Annotated in this window: 25 protein-coding genes, 1 tRNA gene and 1 pseudogene; 12 read left to right on the top strand and 15 right to left on the bottom strand. The window is 52.8% G+C overall.

Going from position 1 to position 20,135, the window contains the following annotated elements; translation table 11 throughout:
• Positions 1-55: 55 nt before the first annotated feature.
• The gene (locus AC6I9Z_RS07180) at positions 56-1,069 is read right to left on the bottom strand and encodes an AraC family transcriptional regulator (protein ID WP_461454714.1); all 1,014 of its coding nucleotides are present in this window, start codon (positions 1,067-1,069) and stop codon (positions 56-58) included.
• Positions 1,070-1,168: 99 nt separating this feature from the next.
• Here AC6I9Z_RS07180 and AC6I9Z_RS07175 point away from each other — a divergent pair, with 99 nt between their 5' ends.
• From AC6I9Z_RS07175 to AC6I9Z_RS07160, 4 genes are read left to right on the top strand one after another with little or no spacing between them, the layout of a single operon-like run.
• Entirely contained in the window at positions 1,169-1,678 is a 510-nt protein-coding gene (locus AC6I9Z_RS07175) for a 2,4'-dihydroxyacetophenone dioxygenase family protein (RefSeq protein WP_461454712.1), read from the top strand.
• A gap of 22 nt (positions 1,679-1,700) precedes the next feature.
• Positions 1,701-3,029 carry an FAD-dependent oxidoreductase gene (locus AC6I9Z_RS07170; protein ID WP_461454710.1) on the top strand — a complete coding sequence of 443 codons (1,329 nt, stop codon included), beginning with the start codon at positions 1,701-1,703 and terminating at the stop codon, positions 3,027-3,029.
• Between the two features lie 35 nt (positions 3,030-3,064).
• Entirely contained in the window at positions 3,065-3,802 is a 738-nt protein-coding gene (locus AC6I9Z_RS07165) for a hypothetical protein (RefSeq protein ID WP_461454708.1), read from the top strand.
• On the top strand, positions 3,799-5,376 hold the full coding sequence (locus AC6I9Z_RS07160; RefSeq protein WP_461454706.1) for a N,N-dimethylformamidase beta subunit family domain-containing protein: 1,578 nt from the start codon (positions 3,799-3,801) through the stop codon (positions 5,374-5,376). The genes AC6I9Z_RS07165 and AC6I9Z_RS07160 overlap by 4 nt, the downstream gene beginning before the upstream one ends.
• 296 nt (positions 5,377-5,672) lie before the next feature.
• On the opposite strand, the gene AC6I9Z_RS07155 is transcribed toward AC6I9Z_RS07160, so the two are convergent.
• A complete protein-coding gene (locus tag AC6I9Z_RS07155; RefSeq protein ID WP_461454704.1) occupies positions 5,673-7,220 on the bottom strand; it encodes a PepSY-associated TM helix domain-containing protein in 1,548 nt (515 codons plus the stop codon).
• Positions 7,217-7,762 carry a hypothetical protein gene (locus AC6I9Z_RS07150; RefSeq protein WP_461454702.1) on the bottom strand — a complete coding sequence of 182 codons (546 nt, stop codon included), beginning with the start codon at positions 7,760-7,762 and terminating at the stop codon, positions 7,217-7,219. The genes AC6I9Z_RS07155 and AC6I9Z_RS07150 overlap by 4 nt, the downstream gene beginning before the upstream one ends.
• 144 nt (positions 7,763-7,906) lie before the next feature.
• Here AC6I9Z_RS07150 and AC6I9Z_RS07145 point away from each other — a divergent pair, with 144 nt between their 5' ends.
• The gene (locus AC6I9Z_RS07145; protein WP_461454700.1) at positions 7,907-10,174 is read left to right on the top strand and encodes a TonB-dependent receptor; all 2,268 of its coding nucleotides are present in this window, start codon (positions 7,907-7,909) and stop codon (positions 10,172-10,174) included.
• 127 nt (positions 10,175-10,301) lie between these two features.
• On the opposite strand, the gene AC6I9Z_RS07140 is transcribed toward AC6I9Z_RS07145, so the two are convergent.
• Positions 10,302-10,520: a hypothetical protein gene (locus AC6I9Z_RS07140; protein WP_461454698.1), complete on the bottom strand. Its 219-nt coding sequence runs from the start codon at positions 10,518-10,520 to the stop codon at positions 10,302-10,304.
• Positions 10,521-10,723: 203 nt separating this feature from the next.
• On the opposite strand from AC6I9Z_RS07140, the gene AC6I9Z_RS07135 reads away from it, so the two are divergent.
• The gene (locus AC6I9Z_RS07135) at positions 10,724-10,969 is read left to right on the top strand and encodes a DUF3489 domain-containing protein (protein WP_461454696.1); all 246 of its coding nucleotides are present in this window, start codon (positions 10,724-10,726) and stop codon (positions 10,967-10,969) included.
• 13 nt (positions 10,970-10,982) lie between these two features.
• Here AC6I9Z_RS07135 and AC6I9Z_RS07130 read toward each other — a convergent pair whose 3' ends face one another.
• Positions 10,983-11,324 (bottom strand): hypothetical protein, encoded by a 342-nt coding sequence (locus AC6I9Z_RS07130; RefSeq protein ID WP_461454694.1) that lies wholly within the window; start codon positions 11,322-11,324, stop codon positions 10,983-10,985.
• Between AC6I9Z_RS07130 and AC6I9Z_RS07125 the strand changes: the two are divergent.
• The 3 genes and pseudogenes from AC6I9Z_RS07125 to AC6I9Z_RS07115 all read left to right on the top strand — a co-directional run.
• A pseudogene (locus AC6I9Z_RS07125) lies at positions 11,304-11,423 on the top strand (DUF2924 domain-containing protein); the annotation flags it as partial. The gene AC6I9Z_RS07130 and the pseudogene AC6I9Z_RS07125 sit on opposite strands and share 21 nt — an antisense overlap.
• The gene (locus tag AC6I9Z_RS07120; protein ID WP_461454692.1) at positions 11,416-12,126 is read left to right on the top strand and encodes a recombinase family protein; all 711 of its coding nucleotides are present in this window, start codon (positions 11,416-11,418) and stop codon (positions 12,124-12,126) included. The pseudogene AC6I9Z_RS07125 and the gene AC6I9Z_RS07120, both read left to right, overlap by 8 nt.
• The gene (locus tag AC6I9Z_RS07115; protein ID WP_461456873.1) at positions 12,102-13,004 is read left to right on the top strand and encodes a recombinase family protein; all 903 of its coding nucleotides are present in this window, start codon (positions 12,102-12,104) and stop codon (positions 13,002-13,004) included. Before AC6I9Z_RS07120 ends, AC6I9Z_RS07115 begins: the two co-directional genes overlap by 25 nt.
• Before the next feature lie 208 nt (positions 13,005-13,212).
• Here AC6I9Z_RS07115 and AC6I9Z_RS07110 read toward each other — a convergent pair.
• The 5 genes from AC6I9Z_RS07110 to AC6I9Z_RS07090 all read right to left on the bottom strand — a co-directional run bounded on the left by AC6I9Z_RS07110 (position 13,213) and on the right by AC6I9Z_RS07090 (position 15,787).
• A tRNA-Phe gene (locus AC6I9Z_RS07110) sits at positions 13,213-13,288 on the bottom strand.
• Between the two features lie 98 nt (positions 13,289-13,386).
• Positions 13,387-13,590 (bottom strand): DNA gyrase inhibitor YacG, encoded by a 204-nt coding sequence (locus tag AC6I9Z_RS07105; RefSeq protein ID WP_461454690.1) that lies wholly within the window; start codon positions 13,588-13,590, stop codon positions 13,387-13,389.
• Positions 13,591-13,593: 3 nt separating this feature from the next.
• Positions 13,594-15,027, bottom strand: a complete 1,434-nt coding sequence (locus AC6I9Z_RS07100) for a sodium-dependent transporter (RefSeq protein ID WP_461454688.1) — start codon at positions 15,025-15,027, stop codon at positions 13,594-13,596.
• 58 nt (positions 15,028-15,085) lie between these two features.
• Positions 15,086-15,466 carry a histidine triad nucleotide-binding protein gene (locus AC6I9Z_RS07095; RefSeq protein WP_461454686.1) on the bottom strand — a complete coding sequence of 127 codons (381 nt, stop codon included), beginning with the start codon at positions 15,464-15,466 and terminating at the stop codon, positions 15,086-15,088.
• Positions 15,467-15,469: 3 nt separating this feature from the next.
• Positions 15,470-15,787: a phosphoribosyl-ATP diphosphatase gene (locus tag AC6I9Z_RS07090; RefSeq protein ID WP_461454684.1), complete on the bottom strand. Its 318-nt coding sequence runs from the start codon at positions 15,785-15,787 to the stop codon at positions 15,470-15,472.
• A gap of 94 nt (positions 15,788-15,881) precedes the next feature.
• On the opposite strand from AC6I9Z_RS07090, the gene AC6I9Z_RS07085 reads away from it, so the two are divergent.
• Positions 15,882-16,052, top strand: coding sequence for a hypothetical protein (locus tag AC6I9Z_RS07085; RefSeq protein WP_461454682.1), 171 nt, complete (start codon positions 15,882-15,884; stop codon positions 16,050-16,052).
• Positions 16,042-16,263 (top strand): hypothetical protein, encoded by a 222-nt coding sequence (locus tag AC6I9Z_RS07080; RefSeq protein ID WP_461454680.1) that lies wholly within the window; start codon positions 16,042-16,044, stop codon positions 16,261-16,263. The genes AC6I9Z_RS07085 and AC6I9Z_RS07080 overlap by 11 nt, the downstream gene beginning before the upstream one ends.
• A 217-nt stretch (positions 16,264-16,480) precedes the next feature.
• Here AC6I9Z_RS07080 and AC6I9Z_RS07075 read toward each other — a convergent pair whose 3' ends face one another.
• A complete protein-coding gene (locus AC6I9Z_RS07075) occupies positions 16,481-16,561 on the bottom strand; it encodes a hypothetical protein (protein WP_254054273.1) in 81 nt (26 codons plus the stop codon).
• On the opposite strand from AC6I9Z_RS07075, the gene AC6I9Z_RS07070 reads away from it, so the two are divergent.
• Complete coding sequence (locus tag AC6I9Z_RS07070) at positions 16,560-17,108, top strand: hypothetical protein (RefSeq protein ID WP_461456958.1); 549 nt, start codon at positions 16,560-16,562, stop codon at positions 17,106-17,108. The genes AC6I9Z_RS07075 and AC6I9Z_RS07070 overlap by 2 nt on opposite strands.
• 266 nt (positions 17,109-17,374) lie before the next feature.
• On the opposite strand, the gene hisF is transcribed toward AC6I9Z_RS07070, so the two are convergent.
• Genes hisF through hisB form a run of 4 tightly spaced genes read right to left on the bottom strand, consistent with a single transcriptional unit; the run spans position 17,375 to position 20,073 of the window.
• Positions 17,375-18,142: an imidazole glycerol phosphate synthase subunit HisF gene (hisF, locus tag AC6I9Z_RS07065; protein ID WP_461454678.1), complete on the bottom strand. Its 768-nt coding sequence runs from the start codon at positions 18,140-18,142 to the stop codon at positions 17,375-17,377.
• Between the two features lie 2 nt (positions 18,143-18,144).
• Positions 18,145-18,870: a 1-(5-phosphoribosyl)-5-[(5-phosphoribosylamino)methylideneamino]imidazole-4-carboxamide isomerase gene (gene hisA, locus AC6I9Z_RS07060; protein WP_461454676.1), complete on the bottom strand. Its 726-nt coding sequence runs from the start codon at positions 18,868-18,870 to the stop codon at positions 18,145-18,147.
• The gene (gene hisH / locus AC6I9Z_RS07055) at positions 18,867-19,487 is read right to left on the bottom strand and encodes an imidazole glycerol phosphate synthase subunit HisH (protein WP_461454674.1); all 621 of its coding nucleotides are present in this window, start codon (positions 19,485-19,487) and stop codon (positions 18,867-18,869) included. Before hisH ends, hisA begins: the two co-directional genes overlap by 4 nt.
• Positions 19,480-20,073, bottom strand: a complete 594-nt coding sequence (gene hisB / locus AC6I9Z_RS07050) for an imidazoleglycerol-phosphate dehydratase HisB (RefSeq protein WP_461454672.1) — start codon at positions 20,071-20,073, stop codon at positions 19,480-19,482. Before hisB ends, hisH begins: the two co-directional genes overlap by 8 nt.
• Between the last annotated feature and the right edge of the window lie 62 nt (positions 20,074-20,135).

Genomic DNA, 20,135 nt, shown 5'->3' with positions numbered 1-20,135 from the left:
AGCGCCCCAATCCAAGACGTAGGTATACAAATTCTTAGTCCCGGAAAGCGGACATTCAGACGCGGAACAAACTCGGTGCTTTTCCGGTCCATTGCTTGAATGCGCGGCGGAAGTTTGTCGTTTCGCTATATCCCAGCCGAACGGCAATCTGGTCGATATTCATACCTGTGTTTTGTAGATAATCGAGAGCCAGGTTTTGCCTCACGTCATCCTGAACACGCCTGAACGATGTACCCAGCTCGTCAAGCTTGCGGCGGAGGGTTCTGGAACTCATCGCGAGCATAGATGCAATTTCTTCCATGTCCGGCATCTCGCCGGGATTGCGCAGCAACTCTCTTCTGATCATCAGGATGAAATCATCTTCGCCACGATACCTCTGGACCATTTGTTCGGCTAGCTGGAGGCAGATTTTGGCGCTGGCAGGATCAGACGTGCGGAGCGGTTGGTCGGTTGGCGCTCTGGTCCAAAGAATGTTGCTTGGTTGTTCATAGTGAACAGGGCAATCGAAATATTCGTCATATTTACGCGCATAAACCGGCTTGGGATAGGAAAGATGAATTTCCAGAGGGCGCAGAGGTTCAGACAGATATTCGGAAGACACCCTCCAGATACCGACAATATTCTCCTCGACACAAAAAGGTATCAGTCGATCAGCCGGGTAGATGGGGTCCATCTGAATTCTCTGCCTGCCGTCTTCAATTCTGGATTCGGAATGCATCAGGCTAGGTGCAGCCTGATAATATTTTGGGCCTATTTGGGCCGCCTCTTTTTCCGTCGCGCTGCTCATAATCGCATAGCCTAGCGCACCCCATGTGCCGACAGTTTCCGCATCCCCTACCTTTAAACCTAGCCACGGTGTTGGCGACAATCGCAGTGCGACATCGATCAGGGCGAACATTTCATGAAAGGCTAGCAGTGCTTCGCCATCGGTAACTTTTTCATCACCGAAATCGAGATGTTCAAAAACATCAGACTTTTCGACTCCCTGACCCTGAAGAATATCGAGTATCAGTTTGGCAATCTGATTGGACAGGACCGGTCGATCAAAAATGTCTGGCCGATTGTCCAATGCGCCTGTCCGAAAATGATCTCTAATTGTCCCCTGCTAACCTGTGACCTTCAAAAAGGCCAGCGTAAATAAGCTTCAGACCAATCACAGGAGTACGAAATGGCTATACCCGAGACCATCAATCACCAGGACAGATTACTCTCCGTCAACATCAATCAGCAGGATCCTGTCCAGCACCCCACCGACGGCTATTTCATCCAGCCGCTGTTTCTCGACCCGGAAAACGGCACCTGGGTGCTCTATGCAAAATTTCCACCCGGTACGCTGCTGCCGCGTCATTTCCACACCGGCACCGTCCATTTCTTCACTACAAAGGGAACGTGGAACTATGTCGAATATCCGGACGATAAGCAAGTTGCGGGCAGCTATCTCTATGAACCGGGCGGATCAATCCACCAGTTTTCCGTGCCGGAAGATGCCGAGGAAGATGCCGAAGGCTTCATGGTGGTTACTGGTGCCAATGTGAATTTTGATGATGATGACAATCTGATCGACATCACAGACGCCGGAGCCATCGAGCAAGCCATCATGGGTGTCTGCCAGATGATGCAGCGCGATGCGCCGCGCTACATCAAACCGGGAGCCTCAGCAGGCTTTTCTTTCGGATAAATCTTAAATCGGAGTGGAAACCATGAAAATTGCTATCATTGGTGCTGGCATAGCCGGTCTTGCCGCAGGACATGAATTCACCAAACGTGGCCATGATGTCGAGATCTACGAGGCATCTGACAAGGCTGGTGGCCGAGGGCAATTGCTCAATCGTCCCGGAACGGATGACTGGGCCGATGTGGGGTCGCAATATTTCCACTCCAACTACAGCAACGCGCTCAGGATCGTTGATGAAGTAGGTCTGACGCCTAAGCTTAAGAAAATCAAAGGCGCCAGCCGCATGTTCACGGGCGATGGGCCGGAGCAATCCTATCTGCTCAGCCCGCGCCTACCGTGGATGAGCCCGGGCGGAATTTCGGGCAACTTAAAAGTGGCGCTTTACCTCGCAAAGCTGCTTTTGAAAAATCGGTCGCACACCTTTGCTGCCGAAGCCGAACAAGCACCCTATGACAATGAACTGGCGATCGATTCGGCCTCAGCGACATTTGTTCAAGATCATATTGTCCGTATGTTGACGCTCATTGGTGGCCTCAGTGAACCAGCCGATCATGATGTGAATTTGCTGCAAATCTACCGGCTGGTGAAAATTATCCTGCTCACGGATTATGTTTCGTTGGAAGGAGGCACCGCTACGCTCCATGCGGAATTGGCGAAGCGAGCAAACATTCACTATAACAGCCCGGCCAAGACACTAGTTACTGACAATGGCCAGGTGACCGGTTTTGAACTCGAAACCGGTGAGATCGTTGCAGCCGATCATGTCGTTGTGGCCGCTCATGCTCCCCGAGCCGCTGCGCTGGTTCCTCCCGAATGGGAACAGGAAAAGGATTATCTGTCCAGCATTGAAATGCCCCCCGCCATTCTTGTTTCGCTGTTTCTCGACTGTGAACTGGAAAAGGACGTCTGGACTTATTTCCTGCCATTTGAAGACCGGGACAGTCGCAACAATGTGGCCTTCTGCGTCGATACGCACCAGAAAAGTCCAGGCAACACACCGTCGGGAAAGGCAACCCTGCAGGCCTGGATCATCAGTCCGCAATCGCAGCCGCTGATGGACAAAAGCGACGATGAGCTGGCACAGATTGCGCGCCGCGATGTCGCCAAATATCTACCGCACGTCGATAATCATATCGAAGGATATGCCGTGACGCGTCATCAGAATGCTATCCCGCAATCATCGACAGGACATAACCAACGAACTCTCGCTTTCCTCGATTCCGTTGATCAGAGGCCGTGCGTGTCCTTCTGCGGCGACTATATGTCCGGCGGCTATATGGAAAGTGCGCTCTGGAGCGTCGAGCGTGCCGTCAAGAAATTTACGGATCGGCGAAGCCTGAAACTGGCCGCCTGAAATATCAAATCAATCAAACCAATGGATGATCGACAATGGCCTACCTAAATCCATCAATTTCCGGACGAAAACTCGCTGCAGTTTCGGCAATCATTTCGCTTCCTTTTGCCTATTTGACGCAGGCGCTGTTCATGATGGCTTCCGATGGTGATGTTGCAATGTTTCATGACGGACAGCAGATGCTTAACCTGGCACAAGACAAAGCCAGCATGTTCTATGCCGCCATGTGGACGGATATATTGGGTTACTATCTGATTTTCTTGCCGGTCATAATTTACGCATGGAAGATATTACGCGAGATTAATGAAAGCTTGACTGACATCAGTTTCTTCTGTGGGCTGATCTACTGTTTGCTCGGTTCATTTGGCGCGGTAAATATGGCCGGAGCATTTGATGGGCTTTACGCGAGTTACGCAGCTTCGCCGATATCAGAACAAGCGCAGGCGATCGCCGCATGGGAAGCCATCATAGGGGGCAATTGGCGCGGTTACTGGCTACTGGAAGCGGTGCTGGCCGCAATCTGGCTTGGTGGACTGGGACGTTTGCTGATCATTGCAGGACTCAAAGGCCTGGGTATTGGCGCCATATCTCTTGCCATTACTTGGGTGGCGCAATTCAGTCTGTGGCAGGTTGGGGCAGTCGACGCATCTGATGCAGCCCTTGCGCTGGTTGTCATCCTGTCACCGCTCTGGGCGGTTTGGCTGGGGCTGACATTGCTGCGTCTCCAACCGAACACGATAATCACATCCCCGAACCAGGAGAAAATGGCATGACTGACAATCCCTGGTTCTATCCGGACAAGGTCAGCGCTGGTGCGGGAGACACCGTGACTTTGTTCGCGAGCGCACCTGCTTCACCCTGCACGTTAACCGTAAGCCGGATCGGCGCCGTGGTGGAGCAGGTCGCCAAATTCGAAAATATCGAAATAGAGCTTCATGAAACGCCGGACGATGCAGACACCAACGGCTGCGGGTGGCCTGCTGCCTTTTCCTTTGAAGTCGAATCCGACTGGCGGACCGGATATTATGACCTCACCCTAACTGGACCAGATGGTGCCAAAAGCCAACATTTCATCTGTATCCGCAACGATGATGTAGACACCAAGTCAAAAGCCGTTCTGATCCTCTCAACCAACACCTATGCTGCCTATAATTATTGGGGCGGGCGGAATTCCTATGCCGATGTTGCAGGGCTGATGGCGGGGAAGGTGACGCCAGATGAGTCGCGTGCCGGAGCAATTGGACGGCTTTCCCGCATGCGCCCCTATCCGCAGACCATGTTGGCACCTCCAGGCGATCCGCCGCGACTGATCAACTATGAACCGCGCGATGTCGGACAGATGCCAATTCCGGGCAGCTTGGATTGGATGGAAGAACATCAGCCGACACCCTATGACGGCTCCGCCTGTTTCCTGAAAAAATGGGAGCATGTCTTCACGCGTTGGGCGGAAGAGCAGGGTTATGAAATCGACTTTCTGAGTGATCATGATTTTGAAGACCATCCAGACACGCTCGACGGTTATGAAACCGCAATGGTGGTCGGTCACAGCGAATATTGGTCGGTGAACCAGCGCTTTGCCGTTGAGCATTTCATTCAGCAAGGTGGCAACTTCATCAGCTTTTCCGGCAACACTTGTTACTGGAAAGTCCGCTGGGAAGATGATGGCCAGACGATGATCGCTCATAAATCGGCGGGCGAAGACAATGATCCGCTCTGGGCCAACCCAGCCACGCGCAAGGATGCCACGCATCTCTGGTCGCATCCAGAATTCGACGCACCGGAAGCACGATTTCTTGGCTTGTCCTTTCTCTATGGTGGCTATCATCGTATTGCCATGTGTGCTGCTCGCGGTAGTGCGGCCTACACCATATACAATGACGAACACTGGGCGCTTGCAGATACCGATCTCTACTATGGCGATTGTATCGGCGGGGATGTGCCTTTGATCGGTTATGAAAATGACGGCTGCCCGATCCAGTTTGGCGAAGATGGCCTGCCCAAACCGAGTGGCGGTTTAGGCGTACCCGAAAATCTGGAAATCATTGCGATGACCCCGGCTACGCTGGCAGAATCGGATCGCAGCCCTTTCCCCAAGGTTATTCCACTCGAAGACCGGGAAATCCTGACCCGCGTTACTTTCGGCGAGGACACACCGGATAATCGTGGCAAACTGATGCGCGGCCACGCCGTTATGGCGAGTTTCAAATGCGGAAAAGGCGAGGTGTTCAATGCTGGCACCACCGAATGGGTGCACGGGCTTGCCGCTAGTAATCCCTTCATCGAGAAAATCTCACACAATGTTCTGAACCGCTTTGGTGTAACACTGGCCAATGACGGAGACGATTAAATGGCCAACGCAAAATCCGATGCATATTGAACGCCGCTTCCAGTAAATTTTTTGCAAACGGTTTTCCCGCTCCACAATCGCTAGATTGTTATTTGAGTTAGATTAGCTATCTGATGTCCGCTGACGGGATGAATCAGAAGTAACCAGACCATCCGCTTTCAGGATATTACGGACACTAGCCCCTGCCCCCTCAACATAAGACAAATTATCAATCGTTCTCTAGCGTCCGCTTAGCGCTCCAAATTCAGACGTTTGGATGGATTCCGCTAAATCCCGAAAGCGGACATTAGCAGATGCTATTCTGCCGGGACTACTTCCATGGTTTGATCGACTTCCTTTTTGCTTCCCCGCAGAGCGGCAAATGCAAAGGCAAGCGCGCCCAGCAGCAGGGACACATCTATCGCTATCAGAATGCCTTGAGCAGCTGCCTCAGAAGCCAGTGCTGCGGGAAAATGGAATAGCGCGGTCAGGCCCAGCAGCGACGCGATGAGCAGATACTGATTGCGCATCATTTTTAGCGGCTGCTTCGCAAGATAGATCGCCGCCAGTGCCGCCGCCCATATCGTGAAGAAGGCAAGCTCCAACGGGACCGCGATATTGGCTGCTACCAACAATGCAGTACCTGCCAAGCCCAGCGACAATCCAGTCGTCATACCGCGCCAGGCCGCCTCATGTTTGGGTTTTGCTTGGCCCTGCTGCATCTTGCGCTTGAACCAGATCATCATGCCGGTACTGGTGATATAGGTCAGTGCCAGCGACAGCATGAAATAGAAAATCTTGATCGGATATCCGCCAAAGGTTCCATAATGAAGCGGTTGCACCATGCCGAAGGCCCGCGCACCAGCGGAGCTTCCGCTGCCGCCCAGCTTTTCAAGAAACGCGCCATCATTGCGATATATTTCAGACGTTCGTGCGGACAATATTCCGTCCTCGTAAAAGGCTATTGTTGTCGTTTCGCCGCTACTTTTAGGATTACCGGCCACCAGAAGCGAAAATGTTCGCCCTTCACCTTCAGAGTTGGCTAGCATTTTTTCATAGTCGGGAGAGGCGGCCATAGGTGGTGCATCTTGTATCGCCTGCGGACCTTGAATGACCTGAATGGCCGCTTCCTGATCGCCTTCAAATGCCACCATGGCCAATGCCGCAATGGTGATGCCCGCGACGCCCAGAAACGCGCCAGTGAAGGTGATGATCAGATGGAATGGCAATCCCCATACGCTCAGGCGGTTATGGACGTCGGTCCATGCAATTCTCGCATTACGTTTCAAGCGCATTTTAAATGCATCCTTGAAGATTGTGGGATGAGCGAAAATTCCGGAAAGGATTAGCGTAAACATAACGACACCCAACAAGCCAACCAGATAGCGGCCCCATGGTCGCGGCAGATGCAGCATGGTATGTAGGTCTTCAATGACATGGGCAAAGGGCGCTTCTACCTCACTCTTCAGTTCACCGGATTCAGGGTTGGCGACCCAGTCCGTGCTGATCAGATCAGACTTTTGGTCTTGGCGTTCGTTCAAGCGCACCGTGAGATACGGCTTAAACTCGTTGGGCGCATAGGCGATTATGTTCAGAATTTCGTTGCCAGGCTTTAGTTGTGCTTCGGCATTCTTCACCGCGGTCGATACGGCAACAGGGGTTGTTTGAAAGGAAGCGGGAACATCGGGCGATTCCCAAAGTGAAATCTCATCGACAAATAATGTTAGCGCACCAGACAGGCTCACTATGTAAATCAATGCGGCAAAGGCCAATCCCAGAACCGAATGGGAATCAATCATCCGGCGAACAAAAGGGCTGTTGCTGCCTTCTGTTTCATCTGGTGCGGAGTTTGTAGCATCGGTCATAGTAGAAAATATCCAAGAGCAGAAACAGCGGTTATCAGCACAGGCATATAGGCAACCCGCCACAAGTTAGGATCGACGGTCGCATGAAGCGCGCCAACGGACCAGAATAGTGGGGTAAGCAGGCCACCGGTGAACAAGCGCGTAATTTCAATAGCCCAAGGCTTTGTCGCGATGATCAGGCTCACGGCCAGCGCGGTGATAAGATAAAGCGGTCCTGCCGAAAAGAGCCGCAGGGCCAACCGCGCTTTTGACCCAGACGGTGGTTTGGGCATTTTCTTGAGGCGCGATGGTATCCGCTCATGCCCCACCTGCTGTGTGATGAGAAACGGATAAAGGATTAAGGCATAGGCCGCGACCGAAATTGTGGTGAGCGCCCAGGTCAGGCCCAGTTCAAAACCCAGGCCATTTGAAATCAACCAGATTGAAATCGCGAACAGCACCAGCCCAGTGACCAGCCAAATTAACTGACCGCTCGCTCCATTGGCCTGCCTCAAACTCAATATGCTGAGTGACTGCACGGCAATGCCGCCGACTATCCACACGACTCGTCCCCTTCGTTTGATGGTCACCCGAATAACATTCAAATTCAAACTTGTAAATGAGAATCATTATTATTAGAGCCTCTCTCTTATAATTAATATTGCGAGTCATTCGCATCAATAAATATTGAAATTGAGGGAATTTCTGTGAAAAAATCTACTGTCCGTCAAACTTCTTTGATCACTCTGGCTTTTGCGATGAGCTTGCCCTCTGTTGCTCACGCTGCGGAAAATTCGGTTGAAACGGCTGATGCTGCTCAATCTGAAATAGCCGACGAGCGGGATGACAATATCATTATCGTTACCGGTGAAAAATTTGGGCGGACGCTGCTCGAAACCAATACCAGCGTGGAAGTTTTGACCGGAGAAGAACTTGAAGACCGGAGTATTGATGATCTTTACGATGCGGTACTGCGGACGCCCAATGTCACACAGAGCTTCGGCGACAAAGGGTTTACCATTCGCGGTATTGATCAACGGCTTGGTGCGGGCGGCGGCTTGCTTGTGAACACCATTGTCGATGGCGCATCATTGCCGAATAACCAATCGACTTTCTTTGGCCCCTATTCTGCATGGGATATTGGCCAGATTGAAATATTACGCGGACCGCAAGGCACGACGCAGGGACGAAATGCTATTGGTGGTGCTATCATAATCAACTCCGCTGATCCCGTATTGGGCGAATTTGGCGCAAAAGCACGCGGTCAATATGGGGAGTTAAACAGCTACCAATTAGCGGGAGCTGTCAATATTCCGCTTGGCGATAGTTTTGCTATCCGGTTGTCCGCCGATCAACGGGAAAGCGATGGATGGGTTTTCAACCCCACGCGCAACGAAGATTATGATGCTCGCAAGGCATTTACCGGTCGCGCCAAGTTGTTGTTCCAACCATCTGACTCTTTCTCGGCAAAATATACGCTCAGCTATACCGACAGCAAAGGCGGTGAAGACCTTGTCGATCTGGCGACCTTTCCCGATCAACGCATCAACAATTCCAATTTGGCAGCGGAAGAGGGATCGGAACATCTGATCAATACATTGCAACTGGATTGGTCTCCGTCAGATGCTGTCACGATCACTTCCATCAGCACTTATTATGATCATGACTATGTGAGAATAGAGGATCTCGACAATTCTCCGCTGGACGCTGGCAACTTGAATCGTATCCAGAATGATGACAGCTTTGTTCAGGAAGTGCGGGTAAGCTATGATAACGGCGGCTCGTTCCGCGGCTTGATTGGCGGATATTATGGTACATTTGATAACACCAGTAGTGATAGTTTTGTTGTACCGACGTCGTTTGTCAGCCCATTTCTTCCGGCGGGCCTCATTTCACAGGACCGGGTATTTTCTACTGGCGAAGAAAATATAGCCGTGTTCGGGGAGATAGAATTTGATCTTTCCGAAAAATTGACGGTAATCGGCGGTGCGCGTTATGACGATGAATCGCGCGATTTCTCTGCTCTTAGCTCGACCACCGCCAATATAGCTTTGCCACCTGGCCTTCTGCCAGTCGATGAACTGATTGAGAGCAATACGAACTTTAGCGCCTTTCTACCAAAATTTGGCTTGCGATATGACTTGAGTGATAACGTCATTCTGGGCGCGACCGTCACACGCGCTTATCGGGCCGGTGGAACCAGTGTCTCAACTGTCAGTGGGCAAATTACTGAATTTGATCCGGAATTCACCTGGAATTACGCACTAAGCTTAAGGGCACAAACGCCAGATCGTATGTTCAGTATCGAGGCCAATGCCTTCTATACTGACTGGAAAGACCAGATCGTCACACAGATCACAGCCTTTGGTCGCGCCAACGGCATTTCGCTGGACACAGAATCTGTCAACGCCGGTCAATCAGAAGTATATGGTGCTGAGCTATCAATTGAAGCACGGCCGGATGATCGCCTCACTGCCTTTGCTGCATTGGGCTTTGTTGAAACAAAGTTTAAAGATTTTGTGACGGCCACCGAGGATTTGAGCGGCAACCGGTTCAACAATGCCAGTCCGGTGACAGCCAGCGCAGGTTTCAGTTGGAAGCATCCAACAGGCTTTAGTGTATCTGGTGACATAAATTTGCGCAGTGAATTCTACTCCGTCAGCACAAACGATCCTTTACTGTCTACGTTGGAACCCGTTCTTGACGATATGGGAGCAGTCATTGGTCAGCGTGATGTGTGTACAGCAGATCCCTGTAACGACCGTGCCACAGAGGTAAAAGCGTCAACAGTCGTCAATATGAAAGCCGGATATGAAGCGGAAAACTGGTCGATTTTTGCCTTTGCCCGCAATCTGCTGAATGAAGACTATCTCACCCAACGCAATGCACCGGAAAACAGTGGCCGTAGATTAGGTCGCACAGGTGAACCGCGTGTTGTAGGGGTGGAATTGAACCTGAAATTCGGCGGGATTTGATTTTTTATCTAACGTCCGCTTTTGCGCCCATAGCAGTCGGAACCCGACTGTTACCTTCCGGCCCAATTCCAGACCTGAGGCAAAGTGGCTGCAACTGTGTGGAAAGCCGAAGGTCGGCAAACTGCCGTTAGGGATCACGCAACAAATCGATCGCATCAATGTGAACAATAATTTCATCGAGCATCGAACGCAGATCAACGATCAAAGTGCCAATTCCTTGATTACTGATTTTGGTGGCCTGGCCTTTTACGGCGATTTCATGGGCATCTTTTAACCGTGCAGTGATCAGCGCAAACAATGCAGTTCGCACCTTGATCGGATCAATTTCATCGTCTGTATCTGCCATGTCCCAACCCATGCTCGACTTGGCATGGAAGTCCATATGCAGCTTTTGCAAATATGAAGATAAACGACTGGACTTCAGCGCTGTTTCGAGCATTGCTGATTGTGTCGCGGGAACAACCGCAAACGCCGCCCGCTCCAACAAGCGATCCGCGGTTCAGGTCAGTGGAAGCGCTGGATAGTCCAGCGTCAAGCTGGAGACAAAACATGTCCACCGAATCAAAGCCTCAAACCAAGTCAGCAAAAGTCATCACGCTGCTATCGCGAGCGAAAGGTGCAACCATTGCGGAGATATGTAAGGCAACAAATTGGCAGCAACATAGTGTTCGCGCATTTCTAACCAGCCTGCGCAAGAAAGACTTTGTGCTCGCACGTGAACAGCGGGGTGATGACGCCACCGCCTATCGCATCACACAAAACCCGAGCAATCTAGACGCCAAAGGCGCGGTATGACCGTGCTAGAGGATCAATTGGCTGAACTCATGGCCATGCCCCCTGCCCAGCTGCGGTCGGCCTGCGCGATATGTTCAGAACGCCTGCACCTGATATCGGACCGGACCTGCTCCGACGAGGGATCGCTAACCGCTTGCAGGAACGTGTACATGGTAGCCTGACTGGTGCTACCAAACGTGAGATCGAGCACCTCCGCAAGCGCGTCGAGCGAACCGGCAAGGCCGGGCACATGCATGCGATATCGCTCAAGACCGGAACAAGACTGGTCAGATAATGGAACGGTAAAAGCTATCATGTACTCGTTTGCGATGATGGCTTTGAGTTTGAGGGACGCCTCTACGCCAGCCTTAGCCATATCGCCCGGGAGATAACCGGAGCCCATTGGTCGGGACCCCGCTTCTTTGGCTTGAAAAAGCGCAGCGAATACAAACCACGGGTGCCGATCAATGGCTAAGACCAAATCCAAAAAGCGCTGTGCTATCTACACTCGAAAATCAACCGAGGACGGTCTGGAGCAGGATTTTAACAGTCTGGATGCTCAGCGAGAGGCATGTGCAGCCTATATCTTGAGTCAGGCCAGTGAAGGTTGGGAAGCTGTTCCTGAATTCTATGACGATGGCGGATGGTCGGGCGGCAATATGGAACGCCCTGCCCTCAAGCAACTTCTGGATGATGTAACGGCAGGCAAAGTAGACATCATTGTTGTTTACAAGGTTGATCGTTTGACCAGAAGCCTCGCTGATTTTGCCAAGATCGTTGAGATTTTGGATGAGAATGAAGCCAGCTTTGTGAGCGTCACCCAGTCATTCAATACAACGACCAGCATGGGACGACTGACTCTCAATGTGCTTCTGTCCTTTGCCCAGTTCGAACGTGAAGTAACTGGAGAGCGGATCAGGGACAAAGTTGCTGCCTCTAAGAAAAAGGGTCTGTGGATGGGAGGCGGCGTGCCGTTTGGATATAATGTTGTGGATCGCCAGCTGGTGATCAACAAATCCGAGGCCGATACGGTACGTCATATGTTTGAGCGATATGCTCAGATCAAGTCCGTGCCCCAGCTGGTCGATGAACTGGCCGCTCAAGGTATCAAGACCAGAAAACGAAATGGAAAACCGGAAAAACAGTCGGTGGCATATTCTTCAAGACGGGTACGCTGACACATCTCCTTCAGAATCCTGTCTACGTTGGCAAGATGAGACACAAAGAAGAAATCTATGAGGGAGTCCACCAGTCCATAATCACGCAAGAGCTGTTTGATCAGGTCCAATCGATCTTTCGCGCTAACCGCAAAGATCATGCACTGGGCAAGAAAAGCCGCAATCCCAGTTTGTTGACCGGTATGATTATTGATCCTGATGGAAAGCCGATGACACCAGCCCATGCCACCAAAGGATCAAAACGGTACCGTTACTATGTCACTCGATCCTCGCCGGGAGACCGATCAACCAAATGGCGGATGCCAGCAGGAGAGATTGAGCGGCTGGTTGTTGATGCGGTCGCCCAGAACTTGGAATGCGCAGGCGCAATAGGAAATGAAACTGCCCAAAAGCTGTCCGACCATCTTGATAACCGACGTGAAATCGTGAGTGCCCTGCCCAATCTATCAATCAAAAAACAGCGTGAAATACTGATGGAGCTACAAGCCCGGGTGCAAATAAAAGCCGAAACAGTAGAGTTGGTCTTTTTGCCAGCAGATCAGGATAATCCAACATCGATATCCATCGATGCAAAGCTGGTGTCCAAGGGATCCGATTTGAAACTGGCGATCCCACCAGGCATCGGTAAATCAAAACGGGAACCCGATCCGGTTCTGCTGCGCTTGGTTGCGCATGCATTCGCAGCTCAAGATCTTCTGGTTCGTGAAGAACCATCCGCCATGATTTCGAAATACAGCCAAAGACACATTCAACAGCTAGCTCGCATAAGCTATCTGGCACCCGATATTGTCTCGGCAATAGTCAATGGCACTCAGCCCGTCGATTTGACAGGTCGCAAGATCTTGCGCATTGGCAATGTTCCGCTGGGCTTCAACTAGGGCCCAAATCTACCTAAATCCAAAAGTGCATCTGGTGCCAGCGTTTTGGCCCATCGAGATAAATGGGTATTTGCGGTGGTGTTCGGTGCTGACAAATGGTCTCTCGCCGACGGTATAAAGCGGAGCCTATCGCTAACCTGCGGAAATATCGGCACTATTTATGCGCACAAACGCAAAATCCGGAGATACTGAAAACTTAGGAAAAAAGTGGTGCCCGAAGGCGGATTCGAACCACCGACACAGCGATTTTCAGTCGCTTGCTCTACCAACTGAGCTATTCGGGCAACGGGCGGGATGTTGTTCCCGCCGAATTGGAAGCGTCGCTATAGTCGGGGCTTGCATGGCTTGTCCACCCCAAAAATGGCGGTTTTAGTGCACCGGTTCAGGACTCCCCGTCACGGCCTGATTCTCCCGCAAAAGGATCGGCCAGTTGATCGGGTGAAACCGGCGGTCCGGGGACTTTATACCCCTCGCCCAGCCATTGGAGCAAATCGCGATCTTTGCAGCCTGCACTGCAGAACGGCGCGAAATCCGCCGACTTCGGCTTGCGGCATACCGGGCATTTTGATTGTTTTACTCCAGCCACTGCCTATCCTTGACCGACTAGGTTCGGAAACACCGCGAAGACAAAAATCAGCAGCACGCCGATCGGAGCCAACCACGCCACCAGGAAACGATAGATTCCGAACAGGGAACCTTCCAGTCCTGTTTCCGCCTCAACCAGCTTCTTGTCCGCACGCCAGCCGATGAATACGGCCGTCAGAAAGGCCGTCGTCGGCAGCAGTATTTTGGAAACAAAGTCGTCAATCGTGTCGAAAATATTCTTCTCTTCGAACATCGGCCAGAAACCAAGCAACCGGACATCGCTCCAGACATTGAGAGACAGTGCGCAGGCCACACCGATAAGGAATACAAATCCGCCAAATAGCCAAGCTGTGGTGGCGCGGCTCCACTCAAATCTGCGCATCGCCCAGGCGACCACGCCCTCCAGCAGGGAAATCGAGCTGGTCAGGGCAGCAAAAAAGATCAGGACAAAGAATAACAACCCGACCAAAGAACCGGCTGGCATAGTGTGGAAAGCAATTGGTAGTGATTGGAAAACCAGCGTCGGCCCAGCGGCAGCATCCAAGCCCACTGCAAAGACAATCGGGAAGATCATCAAACCCGCGAGCAGGGCAACGCCGGTATCTGCAAAGGCAATCATACCAGCGGTGGGGGCCAGCCTGGTTTCCTTGGATACATAGCCGCCATAAGTAATCAGCGCAGCAGACGCGACACTCATCGAGAACAGGGCTTGTCCGAGCGCATCGTTAATAACGGAGGGTGTCAGTTTGCTGAAATCCGGAGTGAACAGAAAGGCCAAGGCTTTGGCAAATTCACCGGTAAAGGCACCATAAAGCGTAATCAGCACCAACAGAATGAAAAATGTCGGCATCAGATAAGTCGCCGCTTTTTCAATTCCATCCGTGACGCCGCGTGCAACGATCCAGATCGTCAATATCATGAACAGAGTGTGCATACCCAGCAGCAGCGGGATATTGCCGAAAAGGTCGGTCATTCTGCCCGGTATGGACTCCGGATTTTCAGATGCGAGCGCGCCGGCAAACGGGTCGCCGGAAAAGAGCGCGCCGAGAAAATCGCCGCCCATCACCCCGACATAGTAGAGCACCCAGCCCGCTACGACGCTGTAAAAAGTCAGGATTAGAAAAGCGCTGAGTATTCCAATACCACCGAACACGCCCCAGTTTTTGCTGACATTCGAATCTTCCGCGACTTTGACCACACTATGAAATGCATCGCTACGGCCATGGCGACCGATTAATATCTCGGAGAGCACCATCGGCAGGCCGATCAAAACAATGCATCCGATGTAGACGAGCACAAAGGCACCGCCGCCATTTTCCCCCGCAAGCGTAGGAAACCGCCAGATGTTGCCGAGGCCGACTGCTGCACCGACCGCCGCGAGCACAAAGGCCCATCTCGACGACCAGCCTTCTCCACCCGGTGCTGCTGATCCTGCCATATCCGAAACTCCCCTAAATACTCTGTGCGCTGTTCAAGCGGCTTGGTTTCTCTTGTGTCTAGCGTCTCATCAACATCGGGCCAAGTGGTTTTCCGGCGAATATATGCACATGGAGATGTGGCACTTCCTGATGCCCGTCATGTCCAATATTGGCGAGCAACCGATAGCCTGGCTCGACCATCCCGGCTTCCCGGGCGACATGACCGACGCCGCGGACAAAGCCTGCGATTTCCGCCTCACTGGCCTTTGCTGAAAAATCATCCCAACTGACATATTTGCCCTTTGGAATTACCAAAATGTGATGCGGCGCCTGTGGATTGATATCGTGAAAGGCGAGAACATGGTCATCCTCGTAAACCGTCTTGTTGGGTATCTCCCCGCGCAGGATTTTGGCGAAAATATTGTCATCATCATAAGGCTCGGTTGCATCAATCGCCATGGATCAATCCTTTCTTGAGGCTTTTTCAGCTATGCCAGACAGACCTTCGCGGCGCGCCAGTTCGGCCAGCACATCATCAATGGACAAGTCCATATCGGCGAGCAACACCATCAGATGAAACAGCACATCCGCCGCTTCTCCTGTCATCTCCGCCTTGTCGTCCTGCACCGCGGCGATAACCGCTTCGACCGCTTCCTCGCCCAGCTTTTCAGCCATTTTGGCACGGCCTTTTGCGTGCAGGCTGGCAACATAGCTACTTGCCGGATCAGCATCGCGGCGCTGGCGAATGGTGGTTTCCAGCTTTTGCAAAATATCAGTCATGAGCGCTCGTTTGCGCGAGCAAGGGGACAGGCGTCAAGCCTTTGCAGCATGCCGACGCCGATTATCCAAAAGGAAAGGGCCGTCTAATCCCCCGATGACGGCCCTTTCATGGCGCAGCGAGATCCAGGATCTGCGCGCCAATGGTGACGAACTGTTAAAACCTGTCGCGCCTTTTCCGCGCCGCGTAACGCCCCGCAACAAGACCCGCAATGCCCAATGCCAGCATGAGTATATTGGATGGTTCCGGAATCTTTATGCCAGCTGATGAAGAACCGTTGGAAGAAGAACTGGTTGATAAAGTATCAGCAGAGCTGGTCAAACTCGTCGATGCCCCATGCTCGCCTTCGCCATCGATATACCCTAACGCTGCAGCGGGGCTGGCGGCCAAGATCATTGCCGCCGCGCCAGCCGATATGGTTAGTTTCATCAATTTCATACTTGCCCCCGGGGTATGGCGGAAAATCAAAAACAGTTGATAGACAAGTTAAGCAAATCTCCTGCCAAAAGCCCGGGATCTGCGGTAGCCAACTGTCTTAGTGGTTAACAGATTTTCGCCTATGCCAAAATTGTAAGTTAAACCGACATTAACCATCGCCACAATTGTCTCATAATGGGACATATGCTGGCGCTACATCAGAATCAAAAAGGAGGCCGCACGGCCTCCTTCCTGAAAGTCTATAGAGCTCGAAACGGTCAGTCCGGTTGCTTGTTCTTGCGCCGCCGCATCAAACGCCCGGCAGCGAGACCGCCCGCACCCAGCCCGAAAAGGATCATGACGCCCGGTTCCGGAACAGGTGTTCCACCGGTTGAACCGCCAGGATGCCCGCCCGTTGATCCGCCAAAGCTCGAAGAACTGCTGCTGGACGAGCTGCTGGACGAAGAACTGCTGGAACTTGAAGAACTGCTCGATCCGCCAAAGCTGGATGAGCCACCGGTTGAAGTAGACACGCCGCCGGTGGAGGTTGAAACACCACCGGTTGAAGTTGATACTCCCCCCGTAGATGTCGAAACGCCGCCTGACGAAGTCGATATCGCACCCGAAGAGGTGGAGGTCGATCCGCCTGTCGATGTGCTGGAGAAATTGCCGCTCGAAGTCGATGTCGAACCTCCGGTCGAACCAGAAGTGGTTCCGCCGGTTGAGGTCGACGTTGAACCGCCGCTGGTTGAAGAACCACCAGACGATGTCGAAGTCGATCCGCCCGTGCTGGTCGAGCTGAAACTGCCAGAGCTGCCACCAAAACCTGATGATCCGCCTTTGCCTCCGCTAGAGCCACCGCGTTTTCCACCCTGCGATTGCGCGTCGCCAGACTGGATCGGATAAATGGCGTGCGCCGGAACGGCTGTTATAGCCAACGCTGATATTGTGCCAATCAATGCTGTACGAATAATTGTCATCTCATCCCTCACCTGCCCAATCCTCGTTATCCGAGCGGGCTTCTCCGTTTCAAACAGACCATCGACCGCGATCAGCAGGCAAATGGTTTAAAAACCGTTAATGCGAAAACGAGATTAATATTTTGTAAAAATAGATGGTTAACAAAGCCTTTTTTTAGATTGTCTCAGTTTGAACCAACTTCAGACTATCTCTTAACTATTATAGCGAGCCGACAGCCCTGCAGCACGCAGCGCATCATGCGCTTCGGATATACTGTGCTGTCCAAAATGGAAAATCGAGGCAGCGAGCACTGCATTGGCCCCGCCCTTGATCACGCCTTCGACCATATGATCCAGATTTCCGACCCCGCCGCTAGCCACCACCGGAATCGACACGGCATCGGCAATGGCCCTGGTTAGAGACAGATCATAGCCATCACGTGTACCATCACGATCCATGGAGGTGACGAGCAACTCCCCTGCCCCCAGCTCCGCCATGCGCACGGCGTGTTCCAGGGCGTCTATGCCGGTCGGCGTGCGTCCGCCATGGGTGAAGATTTCCCAGCGTCCTTCGTCAACCTGCCGGGCGTCTATTGAGGCCACCATGCACTGGCTTCCGAAACGGCCCGCGATGTCACTGACCACTTCGGGCCGCGAAACGGCCGCGCTGTTTACCGCAACCTTGTCGGCCCCGGCCATGAGCAACGCCCGGGCATCATCCGCCGTTCTTACACCGCCCCCCACTGTGACAGGCATGAAACAGACTTCGGCGGTCCGCCGCACCACATCGATAATTGTATCGCGCTTTTCATGGCTTGCGCCGATATCAAGAAAGCAAAGCTCATCCGCACCCGCGGCGTCATAGGCCCGCGCCTGCTCCACCGGATCGCCAGCGTCTTTGAGGTCAACGAAATTGACGCCTTTGACCACGCGGCCATCGGCTACATCGAGGCAAGGTATGACGCGGATACGGACGGTCATGTTTATCGGTTCGCCATAGCAATGGCCGTCGCAAGATCCAGCCGCCCGTCGTAGAGCGCCCGGCCGGTAATCACGCCCTCAATGCCATCCTGTGTAAACTGGCTGAGCATGTGAACATCATCGAGACCCTTTACCCCGCCACTTGCGATCACGGGAATATCGACTGAGCGAGCCAAATCGACAGTCGCTTCGATATTACATCCGGTCAGCATACCATCGCGGCCCACATCCGTGAACAAAAGAGACGCGACACCGGCGTCTTCAAAGCGCCGCGCCATATCTCTTACGCTGACTTCCGATACATCGGCCCAGCCTTCCGTGGCCACCATGCCGTCCCGTGCATCCACAGCAACCACGATGCCGCCTTCATATTCCTTCGCCATATCACGCACAAATTCCGGGTCTTTCAGCGCCGCCGTGCCAATGACCAACCGCGCCACACCCAGTTCGAACCAACGCTCAACGGTTTCTCTGTTCCTGATCCCACCGCCCAGTTGTACATAGCCGGGGAAGCTGCCGACAATCGCTTCAACCGCTTCTGCATTGCGTGGGGATCCGGCAAAGGCCCCGTCGAGGTCGACAACATGAATATGCTCGGCGCCTGCCTCCGCGAACAGACCGGCTTGTTCTGCAGGATTGTCACCATAGACGGTAGCGCGATCCATATCGCCTTCGGCCAGGCGCACAACTTCGCCGGATTTCAAATCAATGGCAGGAAAAACAATCATGGTTTCCACTCCAAAAAGCGTTTCAGGAAGGCCAGCCCATAGGCCTGGCTTTTCTCCGGATGAAATTGCACGCCGACAATATTGTCGCGGCCTATGGCTGAAACCAGCGTTCTGCCATGAAACGTCGTTGCGAAAATGTCGGCCGCGTCGGCCGCGTCAAAATGGTAGCCGTGAAGATAGTAAGCCTCTCCGGCTTCCAATAAATCATGACCCGCTGTCGGGGTCACATCATTCCAGCCCATATGCGGAATTTTGATGTCCGCAGAAGGCGCTTCAATCGCGTGCACAGTACCGCCGATCCAGCCGAGCCCCTGATGTTCGCCAAATTCTATACCCTTGTCGGCGAGCAATTGCATGCCGACACAGATACCGAGAAATGGCGCGCCCTCTTGCCGGACCTGCTGCTCCATCGCCGCAATCATACCGTCAATACTTGCCAAGGCGTCGCGGCAAGCGCCAAACGCGCCCACTCCGGGTAGGACAATGCGATCCGCCGCAGCGACAACATCCGGATCAGCGGTCACGACAACTCCGGACGCGCCGGTCGCCATCAACGCGTTGTGCACACTGTGTAAGTTACCGGCGCCGAAATCGATAAGCGCTATGGTTTCAGCCACCAAGCTGGCCTTTTGTCGAAGGAATAGCGTCCCCTTTGCGCGGGTCGCGCTCAACCGCCTGGCGCATCGCGCGGGCAAAGCCCTTGAAAATACTCTCGGCAATATGATGATTATTCTCACCGTAAAGCAGCTCGATATGGAGTGTTATGCCGGCAGCATCGGCCACGCTGTGGAACCAGTGCTTGAACAGCTCCGTATCCATTTCGCCCAGCCGCTCCTGCGTAAATCTGGCTTTCCAGACCAGCCATGGACGACCGGAAATATCCAGTGCGACACGGCTCAACGTCTCGTCCATCGGAGAATAGGTGCTGCCGTAGCGCACGATTCCGGCCTTGTCGCCCAGCGCCTGACCAATGGCTTGTCCCACCGCAATGGCACTGTCTTCGGTCGTGTGGTGCTGATCGACATGCAGATCACCTTTGACCCTCAGCGTCAGATCGATCAGCGAATGACGCGAAAATTGCTCGATCATATGGTCGAGAAAACCGATGCCGGTCGACACGTCATATTCCCCGGTTCCATCCAGATTCAACTCGACGAAAATCTCGGTTTCCTTGGTGTTTCGCTCTATAGTCGCTGTTCTCATGGTTGATGCCTATAAAGGCTGGATTTGATCAGGCAAGAATTTCGCTGCAAAATCAGAAATAT

Source organism: Parasphingorhabdus sp. (assembly GCF_059726685.1).
The sequence above is the reverse complement of the archived record's forward strand: the minus strand, read 5'-3'. Positions and strand labels throughout refer to the sequence as shown.